This window comes from Undibacterium sp. TC9W (assembly GCF_049339865.1).
In the GTDB taxonomy this organism is placed as follows: Bacteria; Pseudomonadota; Gammaproteobacteria; order Burkholderiales; family Burkholderiaceae_D; genus Undibacterium.
In genome coordinates this window covers 178,500-192,385 of the sequence record NZ_JBMPPJ010000009.1, presented here as the reverse complement: position 1 = coordinate 192,385, position 13,886 = coordinate 178,500, and the positions used below count along the sequence as shown (strand labels likewise).

General features: G+C 48.6%; 13 protein-coding genes. 9 read left to right on the top strand and 4 right to left on the bottom strand.

Annotated elements, in window-relative coordinates:
• From ACO0LN_RS15370 to ACO0LN_RS15355, 4 genes are all read left to right on the top strand, one after another.
• Positions 1–372, top strand: coding sequence for an ArsC family reductase (locus ACO0LN_RS15370; RefSeq protein WP_422975212.1), 372 nt, complete (start codon positions 1–3; stop codon positions 370–372).
• A gap of 2 nt (positions 373–374) precedes the next feature.
• A complete protein-coding gene (dapE, locus tag ACO0LN_RS15365; protein WP_422975210.1) occupies positions 375–1,502 on the top strand; it encodes a succinyl-diaminopimelate desuccinylase in 1,128 nt (375 codons plus the stop codon).
• Between the two features lie 31 nt (positions 1,503–1,533).
• Positions 1,534–2,436, top strand: a complete 903-nt coding sequence (gene prmB, locus ACO0LN_RS15360; RefSeq protein WP_422975208.1) for a 50S ribosomal protein L3 N(5)-glutamine methyltransferase — start codon at positions 1,534–1,536, stop codon at positions 2,434–2,436.
• A gap of 108 nt (positions 2,437–2,544) precedes the next feature.
• Entirely contained in the window at positions 2,545–4,530 is a 1,986-nt protein-coding gene (locus ACO0LN_RS15355; RefSeq protein ID WP_422975206.1) for an ATP-binding cassette domain-containing protein, read from the top strand.
• Between the two features lie 43 nt (positions 4,531–4,573).
• Here ACO0LN_RS15355 and ACO0LN_RS15350 read toward each other — a convergent pair whose 3' ends face one another.
• Complete coding sequence (locus ACO0LN_RS15350; RefSeq protein WP_422975204.1) at positions 4,574–5,380, bottom strand: zinc-dependent peptidase; 807 nt, start codon at positions 5,378–5,380, stop codon at positions 4,574–4,576.
• 220 nt (positions 5,381–5,600) lie between these two features.
• On the opposite strand from ACO0LN_RS15350, the gene ACO0LN_RS15345 reads away from it, so the two are divergent.
• From ACO0LN_RS15345 to ACO0LN_RS15335, 3 genes are all read left to right on the top strand, one after another.
• On the top strand, positions 5,601–6,152 hold the full coding sequence (locus tag ACO0LN_RS15345; protein ID WP_422975202.1) for an NUDIX hydrolase: 552 nt from the start codon (positions 5,601–5,603) through the stop codon (positions 6,150–6,152).
• Positions 6,152–6,376, top strand: a complete 225-nt coding sequence (locus ACO0LN_RS15340; protein ID WP_422975200.1) for a DUF6500 family protein — start codon at positions 6,152–6,154, stop codon at positions 6,374–6,376. Before ACO0LN_RS15345 ends, ACO0LN_RS15340 begins: the two co-directional genes overlap by 1 nt.
• Before the next feature lie 88 nt (positions 6,377–6,464).
• Positions 6,465–7,580: an NADH:flavin oxidoreductase/NADH oxidase gene (locus tag ACO0LN_RS15335; RefSeq protein WP_422975198.1), complete on the top strand. Its 1,116-nt coding sequence runs from the start codon at positions 6,465–6,467 to the stop codon at positions 7,578–7,580.
• 54 nt (positions 7,581–7,634) lie between these two features.
• Here ACO0LN_RS15335 and ACO0LN_RS15330 read toward each other — a convergent pair whose 3' ends face one another.
• The 3 genes from ACO0LN_RS15330 to ACO0LN_RS15320 form a co-directional block, all read right to left on the bottom strand.
• A complete protein-coding gene (locus ACO0LN_RS15330; protein ID WP_422975196.1) occupies positions 7,635–8,105 on the bottom strand; it encodes a DUF1870 family protein in 471 nt (156 codons plus the stop codon).
• Positions 8,106–8,150: 45 nt separating this feature from the next.
• The gene (locus ACO0LN_RS15325) at positions 8,151–10,823 is read right to left on the bottom strand and encodes a polysaccharide deacetylase family protein (RefSeq protein ID WP_422975194.1); all 2,673 of its coding nucleotides are present in this window, start codon (positions 10,821–10,823) and stop codon (positions 8,151–8,153) included.
• Positions 10,824–10,934: 111 nt separating this feature from the next.
• Positions 10,935–11,627 carry a DNA alkylation repair protein gene (locus ACO0LN_RS15320; RefSeq protein WP_422975192.1) on the bottom strand — a complete coding sequence of 231 codons (693 nt, stop codon included), beginning with the start codon at positions 11,625–11,627 and terminating at the stop codon, positions 10,935–10,937.
• A 173-nt stretch (positions 11,628–11,800) separates the two neighbouring features.
• Between ACO0LN_RS15320 and ACO0LN_RS15315 the strand changes: the two genes are divergently transcribed.
• Both ACO0LN_RS15315 and ACO0LN_RS15310 read left to right on the top strand, forming a co-directional pair.
• Positions 11,801–12,805 (top strand): ferritin-like domain-containing protein, encoded by a 1,005-nt coding sequence (locus tag ACO0LN_RS15315; RefSeq protein ID WP_422975190.1) that lies wholly within the window; start codon positions 11,801–11,803, stop codon positions 12,803–12,805.
• On the top strand, positions 12,802–13,878 hold the full coding sequence (locus ACO0LN_RS15310; RefSeq protein ID WP_422975188.1) for a hypothetical protein: 1,077 nt from the start codon (positions 12,802–12,804) through the stop codon (positions 13,876–13,878). Before ACO0LN_RS15315 ends, ACO0LN_RS15310 begins: the two co-directional genes overlap by 4 nt.
• Positions 13,879–13,886 lie beyond the last annotated feature (8 nt).

The following is a 13,886-nucleotide window of genomic DNA, read 5'->3' as shown; positions in this document are numbered from 1 at the left end:
ATGACGCGAAGCATTACCCTGTTTGGCATTCCAAACTGTGACACCGTTAAAAAAGCCCGTACCTGGTTGCAAGAGCAGGAACTGGCTTTTGAATTCCATGATTTCAAAAAACAGGGCTTGAACCGTGCCACTATAGAAACGTGGCTGGAGCATCAAGGTCTGGATGTACTGATCAACCGCAAAGGCACAACCTGGCGTGCGCTCAGTGATGCAGAAAAAGCGTCTGCTGAAGATACAGAACAGGCCATTGCATTCATGCTGGACAAACCATCTGTCATCAAACGCCCGGTATTGCTGATCAATAACGACGGTAAGTCTCAAGTGAATGTCGGTTTCTCTGTGCCACAGTATCAGTCCATTTTTCATAAATAAACATGAGTAAAACACTAGCACTGACCGAACAGCTGATTGCGCTGGATTCGGTCACACCTGAAGATAAAGGCTGTCAAAACACTTTGATCGCTCTGTTGGAACCCCTGGGCTTTCAGTGCGAAACCATACAGTCTGGTGATGTGACCAATCTATGGGCCAGACGTGGTCAGGCCCAGCCTTTACTGGTGTTTGCTGGCCATACTGATGTCGTACCTACTGGCCCCGTCACGCAATGGCATTCTGCCCCGTTTACACCCACCCACAGGGATGGCAAGCTGTATGGTCGCGGTGCAGCTGATATGAAAACTTCGATTGCCGCTTTTGTGGTGGCAACAGAAGAATTCGTCGCTGCGCATCCGGATCATAAAGGCTCCATCGGTTTCCTGATCACCAGTGATGAAGAAGGCCCGGCTACGGACGGCACAGTGGTCGTTTGCGAAAAGCTCAAGGCGCGTGGCGAACAGCTTGATTACTGCATCGTTGGTGAACCAACTTCCGTCGATAAACTGGGTGACACGATCAAGAATGGCCGTCGCGGCACCATGTCGGGCAAGTTGATCGTCAAAGGTGTGCAAGGCCATATCGCCTATCCGCAACTGGCAAAAAACCCCATTCACCTCGCAGCTCCTGCCATGGCTGAGCTGGTGGCTGAAGTCTGGGATGAGGGCAATGAATATTATCTGCCGACGTCCTGGCAGATGTCGAATATCCATGCCGGCACTGGTGCCTCCAACGTCATACCTGGTGAAGCGGTTATCGATTTCAATTTCCGTTTTTCCACTGCCAGCACAGCCGAGGGCTTGCAACAACGTGTGCATGCAATACTCGACAAACATGGCCTGGAATATGATCTGAAATGGACAGTCGGTGGTCATCCTTTCCTGACACCCAAAGGCAGCCTCAGCGATGCACTGGGTGATGCAATCCGTGCCGAAACTGGCATAGAAACCGAACTCTCTACTACCGGTGGTACATCTGATGGCCGTTTCATCGCCAAGATCTGTCCACAGGTTGTGGAATTTGGCCCGCCAAATGCCAGCATCCATAAAATTGACGAACACATAGAACTGCAATACATAGACCCGCTCAAGAACATTTATCGCCGCACTCTGGAAAACCTGCTGACCTGATCAGCTCACCACTGGCCGATACGGAAACAATATGACTACACCCGCTACCACCTTTCTGACCCTGCGCGATCTGTTGCGCTATGCTGTCACTCGCTTCAACAAAGAGAAACTGTTCTTTGGTCATGGCAGTGCCAATGCCCTGGATGAAGCAGCCTATTTGCTGCTTCATACCTTGCATCTGCCACTGGACAAGATAGAACCTTTCCTGGATGCGCATTTATTGCCATCAGAAATAGATGCCGTATTGCGCGTGATTGACAGGCGTGCAGTCGATCGTGTGCCTGCATCCTATATCACCAATGAAGCCTGGCTCGGCACTTATAATTTCTATGTGGATGAGCGCGTCATCGTGCCACGCTCTTTCATTGCTGAACTGATACCTGAACATTTTTCTCCATGGGTGACAGATCCGGAAGCCATCACCAACATCCTTGAACTATGTACCGGTTCTGGCTGCCTGCCCATCATGCTGGCAGATATGTTCTCTCAAGCGCATGTGGATGCAGTCGATATTTCCAAAGATGCGCTGGAAGTGGCCAAACGCAATGTGGCAACCTATGAATTGCAGGACCGCATTACCTTGATCGAGTCTGACCTGTACAGCAATGTACCGGACAAGAAATATGACCTGATCATCACCAATCCACCGTATGTGAATTCCGGCTCCATGTCCAAACTGCCGAAGGAATACACGCACGAACCACAAATTGCTCTGGCTGGTGGTGACGATGGCATGGACCTGGTGCGCAAGATAGTTGCAGGTGCAGCAGAGCGCCTGACTGAAGATGGCTTGCTGATGGTGGAAATTGGCAATGAACGTGACTTCGCCGAAGCCGCCTTCCCGGAACTGAACCTGACCTGGTTAAGTACCAGCGCCGGTGATGATATGGTATTTTTGGTAGAGGCAGACCAACTGAGCAATTTCACTGCATAAATCAGTGTAGTACAGTGCAATAAACATAATGAAGACGGGCAAAACCAGTTTTGCCCGTTTTTCCATTTTTTCGCATCAACAATAGCATTACCCATTAATTAAGTTTATATGATACGTCTTCAACAAGTCGTCCTGGCGCGCGGCATCAAACCATTATTTGACAGCGTCGATGTGACGCTCAATCCCGGCGACAAGATAGGCTTGATCGGCTCCAACGGTGCAGGCAAATCCAGCCTGTTTGCAATGTTGCGTGGTGAATTGCATCCAGATCAGGGCAGCATCGATTTTCCGGCCAAATGGCAGCTCGCCCACGTCGCGCAAGAAACACCACCACTGGAACGCAGTGCCATCGATTACGCAATAGATGGCGACGTCGCCCTGCGTAAACTCGAAGCACAACTGGCCGAACTCGAAGCGCAGCCAGAAAGCTATGAAAACGGTATTGCCATCGGCAATATGTATGGTGCACTGGCTGATGCCGATGCCTACACCGTGCGCCCGCGTGCAGAACAATTGCTGCTGGGCCTGGGTTTCAAGATCAATGAACTGGAACAATCAGTCGCCAGTTTTTCTGGTGGCTGGCGCATGCGCCTGAATTTGGCGCAGGCACTGATGTGCAAATCCGATTTGCTGCTGCTCGATGAACCAACCAATCACTTGGATCTGGATGCTATCATCTGGCTGGAAGACTGGCTCAAGCGTTATGAAGGCACGTTGATCATCATTTCCCATGACCGCGACTTCCTCGACGGGGTGGTGAATGTCATCGTCCATATTGATGAACGCAAACTCAAGCGCTATGGCGGCAACTATTCCGGCTTTGAACGCCAGCGTGCAGCGCAACTGGAACTGGCGCAGGGCATGCTGGAGAAACAAAACCGCAAACGCGCCCATCTGCAATCCTTTATTGACCGTTTCAAGGCCAAGGCGTCCAAAGCCAAGCAGGCACAGAGCCGTATCAAGGCCTTGGCACGTATGGAAGAAATGGCGCCTTTGCGAGCTGCGGCCGAGTTCTCTTTTGAATTCCGCGAGCCACTGAGCGCGCCAAACCCCATGCTGGTGATGGAAGATGTGGATTGCGGCTATCGTACAGAATCAGAAACTGATCACAGTTTCACCGAGAAAAAAATCGTTGGCGATGTCAAGTTCACGCTGCAAATCGGCCAGCGTATTGGCCTTCTCGGTGTAAATGGTGCGGGTAAATCGACACTGATCAAAACCATCGTCGGTGATATCGCACCATTGAACGGTGTCATGCAAACTGGCAAGGGTTTGTCCATCGGCTACTTTGCCCAGCATCAGGTAGAGATGTTGCGCCATGACGAATCACCACTGTGGCACTTGGCCCATATCGCCCCTGATGTACGTGAGCAGGAGTTACGCAACTTCCTCGGCGGCTTCAACTTCCCTGGCACCATGGTGAGCAGCCCTATCAAACCATTCTCTGGTGGCGAAAAAGCCCGCCTTGCGCTGGCAATGATAGTCTGGCAGCGCCCCAATCTCTTGCTGCTCGATGAACCAACCAACCATCTGGACCTGGAAACCCGCGAAGCCCTGACCGATGCCCTGGCGCAGTTTGAAGGCACTCTCGTCGTCGTCTCGCATGACAGGCATTTGCTGCGCGCCACCACGGACCAGTTCATCATCGTTGCCGATGGCAAGCTGCAGCCGTTTGACGGCGATCTGGACGATTACAAAGACTGGCTGTTCAAAAACAAACTTGAAAAAGCCAACCCTGCCCTGCCAGAAAAAACCAAGGCCCAGGAAGTTGCTTTGCCGCAAGCCAAGCCCATCCCAGTTGCCAAGGTCGATGACAAGGAACAACGCAAACGCGATGCCGACGAACGCACGCGCCTCGCCAATCTGCGCAAACCAATAGAAACACGCATCAAACGTTTAGAAGAACAGATGGCCAAGTTGAACATCAAAAAGAAAGACATCGATGCACAGTTGGAAGATGGTGATATCTATAACGATGCCAATAAAGAAAAGCTGAAGACACTGTTACTTGACCAGGCTTACGTCGTCAAGGAACTGGGGCAGATAGAAGCTGACTGGCTGGAACAGCAAGAGTTTCTGGAAGCAGTAGAATAAAAGGACAGGGGCGCATGCAGCGCCCCTTGTTTTTTGATGAAAATCAAATCCAGTCACATGGATCAACCTGGTAATACACCCGCAACTGCTGATACAAAGCGGGGTGGTATTGAGCAAGATCACGGCTTTTCTTGAAGAAAGCCTCAGTCACGACAGCAAAAAATTCTGCTGGATTAGTTGAACCATAAGGATCAATGATAGTTGGAATATCATTGGCTATAGCATGATGCAGTTGAGCATATTCTCTTTTCATCAACGCCGACCATGCCTTGTAAGCTGCTGCCGACTTCAGCGCTGGCGCACCATTGGTAGTTCCTGTTTCACTATCAAGCTGATGGGCAAATTCATGGATAACCACATCCTGTCCTCGCGCTTCATTGTCGGGATTATGCGTAACCTGATCCCAGGCAAGGATGACACGACCATCACTCCATGATTCGCCACTGAGTCCCTGATTGGTATGCGTGACGATGCCGTCAGCATTCATTTGTGTTCTGGGCGCTACAAATGCCGATGGATATACCAGGACATGCGTGAGCTGCGGATACACATCTGATTCACGGTTCAACAGCAGCAAGCAAGCCTTGCCCGCAATCGTCACCCTGATCTCGTCAGTGATAGTCAAGCCACCACAACCAACAAAAGTTTTTTGATAGAGAAACTGACGTATGCGCTTCTTCAACTGCATTTGCAAGTCAGTCGGCATGCGCGTATAGCCAGGCAGGTTTTTGCGCAAAATTTTAGAATAATTCAAAGGAAAGGCCTGGGACAACACATGACGCAAGCGCAGCCTGGGCAAGACACCGATGCCAAGTACGAGTAAAACAACAATAAGGGCTAACCATTCCATATCGACAACCTAATCAGGATTGCGAATGTGATTTGCATCTGACATTCGTTGATTAGCTGCAAATGGGCGTGACGAAGTCAAACTCAATAGCAATTAATATATAAGCTCATGGCTCTTGAAATCAGCTTATCAGATCACATGGCATTAAATAATATGAATAAGATAATTTCGTGAGAAGATATGATGGATTGATTTTTCCTTAGCAAGCCTGGACATTACTATGAAACATTGGGAAACCTTAAGCTCAAAGATACTAATCAGCGATAACTGGTTAACACTGACCGCAGATACATGCAAGCTACCTAATAAACAAATAATCGAACCTTACTATGTACTTCATGAAACAGACTGGGTGCACGTGTTTGCCCAGGCAGATGATGGCCGTATATTGACGGTAAAGCAGTTTCGTTATGGCGTAAAAAAGGTTTGCATAGAATTACCGGGTGGTGTCATTGATGAGGGTGAAACAGCTTTCCTTGCCGCGCAAAGAGAACTATTGGAAGAAACAGGCTACACCGCTGCACGCTGGCAATCTTTGGGAAGCATGTATGCCAACCCCGCCCGTCAAACAAATACCATTCATTTGTTTTTTGCTGCCGGGCTTGATTTAAATGGTGAGCAGCAACTGGATGTATCTGAAGATATAGAATTCGACTTTCTGGCAATTCCTGAAATACAGCAAAAAATAGAAACCAACGAGTTTTCACAAGCGCTGCACATAGCCTCGTTTTACCGAGGGCTGCATGCATTAACCTTGAATACGAATAAATGATGAGAAGCAGTCTGAGAAAAAAGATCATCGAAGTATGTAATAACAAAATAGAACAAAAAGGCAGCAATGTTGGTCTATCCTTTTATGCCTTCTTTGCCAACAAAAACGATGACCCGCAATTACTGATGGAAGCTGCCACATGGTGGATCATGGAAAACAAGTTTGATCATTTTGAAAAGGCAGTCAAGATCAAAACCATTGTTGAAGCGTTGGAAGCAAGCTGAAGAATGAGCAGCGCCCAGCAACAAAAGAAAAGCGCAGGCATAATGAAGAAATCAGATTATTTCCTTCATTCAGACATTTCTCAAAGACATGAGCGCTCTCTTCTCCCCCATCAAGCTTGGTTCGCTAAGTTTAAAAAACCGCATCATCATTGCCCCCATGTGCCAGTACTCTGCAGAAGATGGCAAGGCGACTGACTGGCATCTTATTCATCTGGGTGGACTTGCCTTGTCAGGTGCAGGTTTATTGATACTGGAAGCCACCGCTGTAGAAGCGATAGGCCGTATCTCTCCTGGCGACCTGGGTTTGTGGTCAGATGAGACAGAAGCGGCGCTGGCGAAAGTATTGACTTCAATACGCAAGCATTCTGCCATGCCCATTGCGGTACAACTGGGTCATGCCGGACGCAAAGCATCCAGCCAGGCTCCGTGGCATGGTGGTCAATTGATTGCACTGGAAGATGGTGGCTGGCAAATGGTAGCGCCCTCGGCTGTGCCGCATGCGCAAGCTGAGCGTGCACCATTGGCATTGGATGAGGCTGGCCTGCAACGCGTAAAACAGGTTTTTGTTGATGCTGCGGTACGCGCACACCGCTTGGGTATCAATGCAATTGAGATACATGCGGCGCATGGTTATTTGCTGCATCAATTTTTATCTCCCATATCCAATCAGCGTGCAGATCAATATGGTGGTTCAATGGAGAACCGTTTACGGTTTCCCCTGGAAGTATTTGATGCTGTGCGGGCAGCAGTTCCTAAAGACACCATGGCAGTTGGCCTGCGTTTGTCGGCAACAGACTGGGTGGAAGGTGGTCTGGATATCTCGCAAAGCAAACTCTTTGTTCAACAATTACAGGAACGTGGCTGTGACTTTATCCACGTTTCCAGCGGTGGGGTTTCACCTGATCAGAAAATCCCACTGGGACCTGGTTATCAGGTCCATCTGGCAGAAGAAATCAAGCAGCACTGCAGCATACCGGTCATTGCGGTAGGTCTGATCACGGATGCTCATCAGGCAGAAGAAATTATCACTACCGGCAAAGCTGATGCCATCGCCATCGCTCGTGGCATATTGTATGACCCACATTGGCCCTGGCATGCAGCGGCGCAATTAGGCGCGACAGTGGATGCGCCAAAGCAGTACTGGCGCTCTCAACCGCGTGATCAGAAAAACCTGTTTGGTGACACCCGCATAGGGCAAAGATAAATAAGAAGTAGGTGACGTCACAAAGCTGCGGCACTGCAGCTTTGTGACGCGTGATCAGGCAGTTACCTGCTCTTCTGCCCATTGATTACGCATGGAGTCACTATCTGGCCGCCGGCCCAGCCAGGCTTCATAAGCACCTGCATCAAACTGTACAACGTTGCAGTTTTCTACCGAGATCAGATGTGCAACCACAGACTGCTGTGGCCTCCACATGATCGATTCACGATATGGCAAGGTGCACCAATCTTCAAAGCTGTCATACCAGACTAATGCTACTGGTTTTTTGCTGACTCCTGGCGGCATTTGCAGGTAGTAGGTTTTTATCGCTGCCTGCGTATCTGTAATTGCCTTCTTGCGACACACCATGAGGTAATTAATCATGGATATCACATCTTGCGGTATTTTTTGAACGCCTGCTTCCCAGTTACTCCAGGTGCGTACTGAGACACCACCAATCAGTTCTGCCGCTTCATGCTGGCTGAAATGCAGCAGACTGCGCATTGCCTTCAAAGTTACACCATTCATATTTATTCTTTATTCAAAATTTAATTGCTACTAATGAATAGAACCTCAGTTCAATTTTTTTAGCGCTTCTTTGACATAATTGGCATTTGAACTATTTGGCGATAATTCCAGAAAGCTTGTATAAGCTTTTTTCGCTTTATCATTTTCATTCAATAACGCCCTGGCATCTCCCAGGTTCAGGTAAGCAATTGAGCGGGAAGGATCAATCTGTAAAGTATTTTCAAACCAGCGCGCTGCTTCTGCATATTTTTGCTGTTTGAAATAGACAAAACCAAGGTTGTTTGCCGCCAGACCAAAGTCAGGTCGGTATTTCAAAGCTTCAGTGAAAGCTGCTTCTGCCTGAGCATATTGCTTCTCTTTATATAATTGCAGCCCATGGTCATTGGCTCTTTGTGCGAGTTGCCTTGATGAGCCATCTACCATTTTAGGTGCTGCGATTTTTTGTTCGCCACCATTGAGGTTCTTGATGACAATGGGCGTGTCACTACCTGCTTTGCTTACCGCACCATCAAGTTTGTTGTTGAGTGCAATGGCATCGGCGGACAACTGATTGGTTTTGGCATTCAAAAACTCGCCCTCACCACGTATTTCAAAAACAAATTCACCACCTTCAGAACCTGGCAAGCTGCCAAATGCAGGCGTTTGTTGCGATACACTAGATACTGCAGGCGCAATATAGGCTGCCAGCTCTGTGGCGGTGATCATGCCATCACCATTCATATCAGCCTTGCCACTCAAGGCTTGCAGCAAGGTCCAGGTAAAGACGGAGTGACCATTCGGCCCGCCATCAGCAACCAGCTGATCGGCACCACCCGCAGTCAGCATCTGGCGACCCAGGCGTTTGCTATTTTCACGCAGGAATGCGCTGGTGCCACCACCACGCGTCAGCCCCAGCCCGCTATAACAGGCATCCATGACAAACAAAATATGTTTGGCATTGAGGCTCTCGGCAATGTTCTGCAAATCTGTCATGGGAATGGCATCGACAGACAATTGCTCAGGGTCAGAATCAACGGGAATGATATAACCCAGGTTACGTCCAGAACTCAGCTTCCTGGTTGCGCCATGGCCTGCAAAGAAGACGAAGACCCTGTCGTCTTTTTTCAATTGCCCGTGTCCCAGTTTTTCATGGAACAAGGCGAGGATATTATTGCGGGTCGCATCTGCATTGGCCAGTGTCAATACCTTGTCATTGGCGAAACCCATACGACTGATCAGAGTGTCACGGATAGCATTGGCATCTTGCACTGCATATTGCAACTTGGGCCATTTTGCATAGTCGTTGATACCAATGACGATTGCCCAGCTATTTTGATAGTCAGTACTGATACTGACCTTTTCAGGCGTAGGCTTGCCGCCTTTGGCAATCTTGAAGTCAGTGCCATCCCATGATGCAAAGCTATAGCCATCGGCAATCAGTTTGTCCAACACCAGAGGCAGCGCCTTTACCGTACGTTCATGGATATCGTGGAAGAGGATAATACCGCGCTGCTCTTTCTCCAAAGTGCCCAGCACACGGCCTGCAATGGAGTTGGGCACAGGGTCAGCCCAGTCCAGGGAATCAATATTCCACATAACTGAACGCAAGCCCAGCTTGTGCAGGATTTGCATACCTTCCTTGTTCTTTGCACCGTAAGGAAAACGGAACAAGGATGATCGTGCCGGGTCTATCGCCTTCAGCAGTTTATCTGTCTGCTCAATTTCTGCATTCAGATTATTGCCACTTTGCTTGGACAACAAGGCATGGCTGAAGCTATGGTTAGCCAGAACATGGCCTGCGCTCAATAGTTTTTTGCTGGTTGCGGCATTTTTATTCAGCGATTCCTTACCCTGTGCATCAACACTGCCGACGTTCTTACCCACCTGGAAGAACACGCCTGGCACATTGTATTGCTTGAGTATCGCTGCAATTTCATCGGTATAGGTAGCGTGTGGGCCGTCGTCGAAAGTCAACACGACAGTTTTTGGTGGCAAGCCCTGACCGAAAATTTCCTTGTCTTTTTCGTCGGTTGCTTCCGGCTTTTCAGGGTAAGGCAGAATAATGCCGTAATCTTTGAGGATTTGTTCGCGGTTATACAGCTTGCGTAGTTTAGCGATGTAGTCATCCCAGCGCTCACGCTTCAGCTCTATGGAACGGGATTCAAAGCGCGAGAAAATTTCTTTGAGTTCTTTGTCGTATTCTTTTTCAATTTCACTGAGTGCATTCAGGTCGTCAGTAACGCGCTTGTGCAGCTTGATAGCTGGCAGGGTCTGTTCTGTCGCTATCAATGTTTGCATCTTGAGCAAAACTTCGCGAAACGCGAGACGGTCTGCATCGTATAAATCTTCACCAGATTCTATGTAGGTCAGGATAGTGTCAAAGCTGGCTTCGCGCTTGGCATTGCTGAGTGACTTCAATTTACTGAAAAAAACGTCCAGATCATTAAGCCTGACCAGATTTTCATGGAACAAAGCCTGCCCTACCCGGTTTGCCTCATTGCGCTCTTTGGGATTAAGTTTTTTCTCATCGGCCAGCAAAATGATGATTTTGCGATAAGCAACCAATAAACCATTCAAGTCTTCTGGCAATTTGGCAGGATCAAATGCATCCTTTTGCTCAAGCTGAGAGTTTACCGCTTTGTTCTCTGGAGACTGATTAGATTTTTGTACGACAAAATAAGAGGCGACAACCACGCCAATGACGGCGATGGCAGACAAGATAAGTTTTTGAGGTTTCATCAGGGAAAATGCAGACTGGCAATTAACAAACAAGCGATATCATATTGCAAATGCCATGCTGCATGGTTGCTTAATGTGCTGCTGCGGAAGGAACTGCATAATTTTTTGTAACTATTTTCCTAATTTCTCCAGGTTTTTAGCAGCTTCGCGGTAGGTCAGGCCAGAGAATCGCCCCTGGTTTTCTTGCAAAAAGTCTCGTATGGCAGCGGGATCATGCCAGGCATAATCACGCAAGGCCCAGCCTATCGCTTTACGGATGAAAAACTCTTTTTCATCTGCCAGCGCCAGGGCATAGGTAAATAATCTGTTCACGTCGGTCTGTTCGCGCCAGCCTAACTGATGCAATAAGGCGATGCGCCTTACCCAAAAATCAGGATGTTCAAGTGCTTTATCCATGCCAGCTTGCATATCCCGGCTCGCTTTCAAATTTTGCCGCAATACATCGCCGACGACACCGGCCAGACCATCGACAGTGTCCCACCAGGATTTTTGCTGCACCAATACGAGCAAGGCTGGCACATCTTCCAGACATAAGCGCCGGTAATGCTTGGCCAGGATATCTACTGCCAGATACTGGTATTCGCGCTGTTCACAGTCCCACAAGTCATTTGCGATCTGTAAAAGTTCATCAGCATCCGCCGTTTTCAATTGCCGGATAATATCTACACACGCCATGCGCCTGTCAGGTGCGGGAATACCCAGAAATTCAAAACGGTTTTTCATATAGGCACGCATGGCCTGTGCCCTTACCGGATCGGCAAGCGACGTTAAGCTATGCTGACATTGACTGATAATTTCTTTCATACCAATTGCTCCAAAAATTGTGAAGATGCTGCAAAAAAACAAACACTCTTAAAAGAATCAGGTGCGCTCAAATACTTTCAAGCACATATTCTTTTATGTTAAGTTAATTACGTTTTGTTCATTTTTTACCGCCGCATTTCGTCTGCACTTCCCCCCAGTGCAGGAGTCGTCTCATGTTCGCAGCCATACCTGAAACACCGCAGCACGCCATCAAGAATCGTCCCCTGTCAGAATTTAACACCGATGCTGCCGCCGTAAGGGCAATTGCTCAGGCGACTGTCAGCGTGGAATTGTTTACGATACCGCTGTACATGAATTCCATGTATTCGATCTACGGCACGCATCAAATTAATTCCAAGGGTAACAATTATTATAAAGGCCGCCAATGGCCAGGAATGGCGACCACGGCAGACGCCAGCACATCCAATGAGCGTGCCTTCAATATCATCGTCAGCGTATTCATACAGGAAATGCTGCATTTGCAGATGGCTGCCAATATCGCCACGGCGATTAGTGTCAGTCCCAGTTTTACTGAAAATTCAGGTCTGCAAAACAGTGAGCGTGGCTGGATTTGCTATGGGCAAGACGAGCACAAAATACCCTGCATAGTTGATCTCAGGGATACCAATAATTACAAGGATGTCAGGGTCAATCTGGAGTCACTCAATAACAACCAGATAGGACTGTTTTTGGCAATCGAGCAGCCAGAGAAGCAGGCGCGCGAAGAATTGCGCCACAACGCCGACAAGTACTTCCCGGATATACCTTTAGTGAACTGGAATCCAGACAAGGGCTTTGCTGACTTGCCACTGTTCGGCACCATTGGCTATATGTATGAACGCTATGCCAAATACATCAGCATGGAATATACGGATGGCCAGACACTGTGGCAAAAACTGTTTGATAACAACGCAGTGCAAAAAGACATGTTCAATGTTCACAGCACACCTAAACAGCCGAACGAAAGTCACCCAAAAAAAGAATACCCGCAATTTGATACTTTGTTTGGCCCCGAAGATCTTGATGGGGGCATGGCAGGTTCGCAAAACAAGGCCATCGACATGATGTGCGCTATTACTGACAGGGTGAAGGTAATTCTGCAGGAATCAAACACTATCGCCGCACTCAATTACTGCGTGCCGTACAGCCTGATTATCGCGAATCTGATGAAGGGTTGATCGCTGATTACCCCGCCTATGATGGTGATGGCAATGAAGCGAAATCCCGAGATACTGCCGCACGCTTCCACAGCGCAGCATTTGATCACGATGAGCGCTTCCAGGATATTCGCAGGGAGATGGAACATCCAGGAGAGACAGCCGCTGATCATTTGCTGACCTGGGAACAATGGCATGCCGTTGCAGGCAATCACTGGACAGCTGCCATGCTGACCAATAAGGAATACGATGCGACGTCAGCGCCGCAAAATATTCCTACACCTGATGATGTTGCCGGCGCACTGAATCGCCTGAAAAGCGAAGGAGCAAAAACTGTACAGATGTTAAGCAGTGTATCTGCAGGTGCCATTTATGGTATTACCTCGGTACTGGACGAATACTGGACAAATAAGGAAACGAACTTTCCTTATCCATCCATGGTTGGTTCAGGCGACCGCATGTCAATTTGCTGGGCGATCACAGGTTGCTCACCAGATTTGTCAGTCAGTGTTCCGCTACCAGACAAGAATATTTTGTACCACTCTTGCCAGGGGCTGGATTTCAACGCCAACAAGGTGACAGAATCAGAAGAAGCCAATAATCAATGCGCTGCAATTGCGGTTTATCATAGCTGCCGTGGTTCAAATGGTTGCAAGGCCCAGGGTGGTTGTGGTTTTGCCCAGATAGATATGGTTGTTAAACCAGAAAAAGAAACGGACAAAGAATCGCTTGTAGCCGCAACTCCAGACCGCGGCTCGCATGGTATTTGCGGCGCTCCTCCGGGACCGCCACCTACAGGCACCTTATATAGCGCAGCTAGTGACAACCGCTGTAAAACCTATGGCGGCTGTGCCGTGCCTATCTCTGCATCGCAACTGTTCCCTGCAAGCGGCACGATGACTTTGTATACTTTTGATGATGCGCCACCACATGCAGAGCATCTATTGAACAAGAACATCAAATTCAAGCAAGGTGACAGTGTGTTTGACACGGCCTGGGCGGCATACAGCACGGTAATGACGACGCGCCACAAAAACCCTGGGGAAATGCCTAAGCCAAATGATTTGCGCCTGGCTTTGCCACCTTCAACCTGATGATTAAG

Coding starts and splice junctions, on each gene's coding strand:
- ACO0LN_RS15350 (WP_422975204.1), bottom strand. CDS start 5,380: ATGGAATGGTTAGCCCTTATTGTTGTTTTACTCGTACTTGGCATCGGT.
- ACO0LN_RS15320 (WP_422975192.1), bottom strand. CDS start 11,627: ATGAAAGAAATTATCAGTCAATGTCAGCATAGCTTAACGTCGCTTGCC.
- ACO0LN_RS15345 (WP_422975202.1), top strand. CDS start 5,601: ATGAAACATTGGGAAACCTTAAGCTCAAAGATACTAATCAGCGATAAC.
- ACO0LN_RS15355 (WP_422975206.1), top strand. CDS start 2,545: ATGATACGTCTTCAACAAGTCGTCCTGGCGCGCGGCATCAAACCATTA.
- dapE (WP_422975210.1), top strand. CDS start 375: ATGAGTAAAACACTAGCACTGACCGAACAGCTGATTGCGCTGGATTCG.
- ACO0LN_RS15335 (WP_422975198.1), top strand. CDS start 6,465: ATGAGCGCTCTCTTCTCCCCCATCAAGCTTGGTTCGCTAAGTTTAAAA.
- ACO0LN_RS15330 (WP_422975196.1), bottom strand. CDS start 8,105: ATGAATGGTGTAACTTTGAAGGCAATGCGCAGTCTGCTGCATTTCAGC.
- ACO0LN_RS15315 (WP_422975190.1), top strand. CDS start 11,801: ATGTTCGCAGCCATACCTGAAACACCGCAGCACGCCATCAAGAATCGT.
- prmB (WP_422975208.1), top strand. CDS start 1,534: ATGACTACACCCGCTACCACCTTTCTGACCCTGCGCGATCTGTTGCGC.
- ACO0LN_RS15325 (WP_422975194.1), bottom strand. CDS start 10,823: ATGAAACCTCAAAAACTTATCTTGTCTGCCATCGCCGTCATTGGCGTG.
- ACO0LN_RS15340 (WP_422975200.1), top strand. CDS start 6,152: ATGAGAAGCAGTCTGAGAAAAAAGATCATCGAAGTATGTAATAACAAA.
- ACO0LN_RS15370 (WP_422975212.1), top strand. CDS start 1: ATGACGCGAAGCATTACCCTGTTTGGCATTCCAAACTGTGACACCGTT.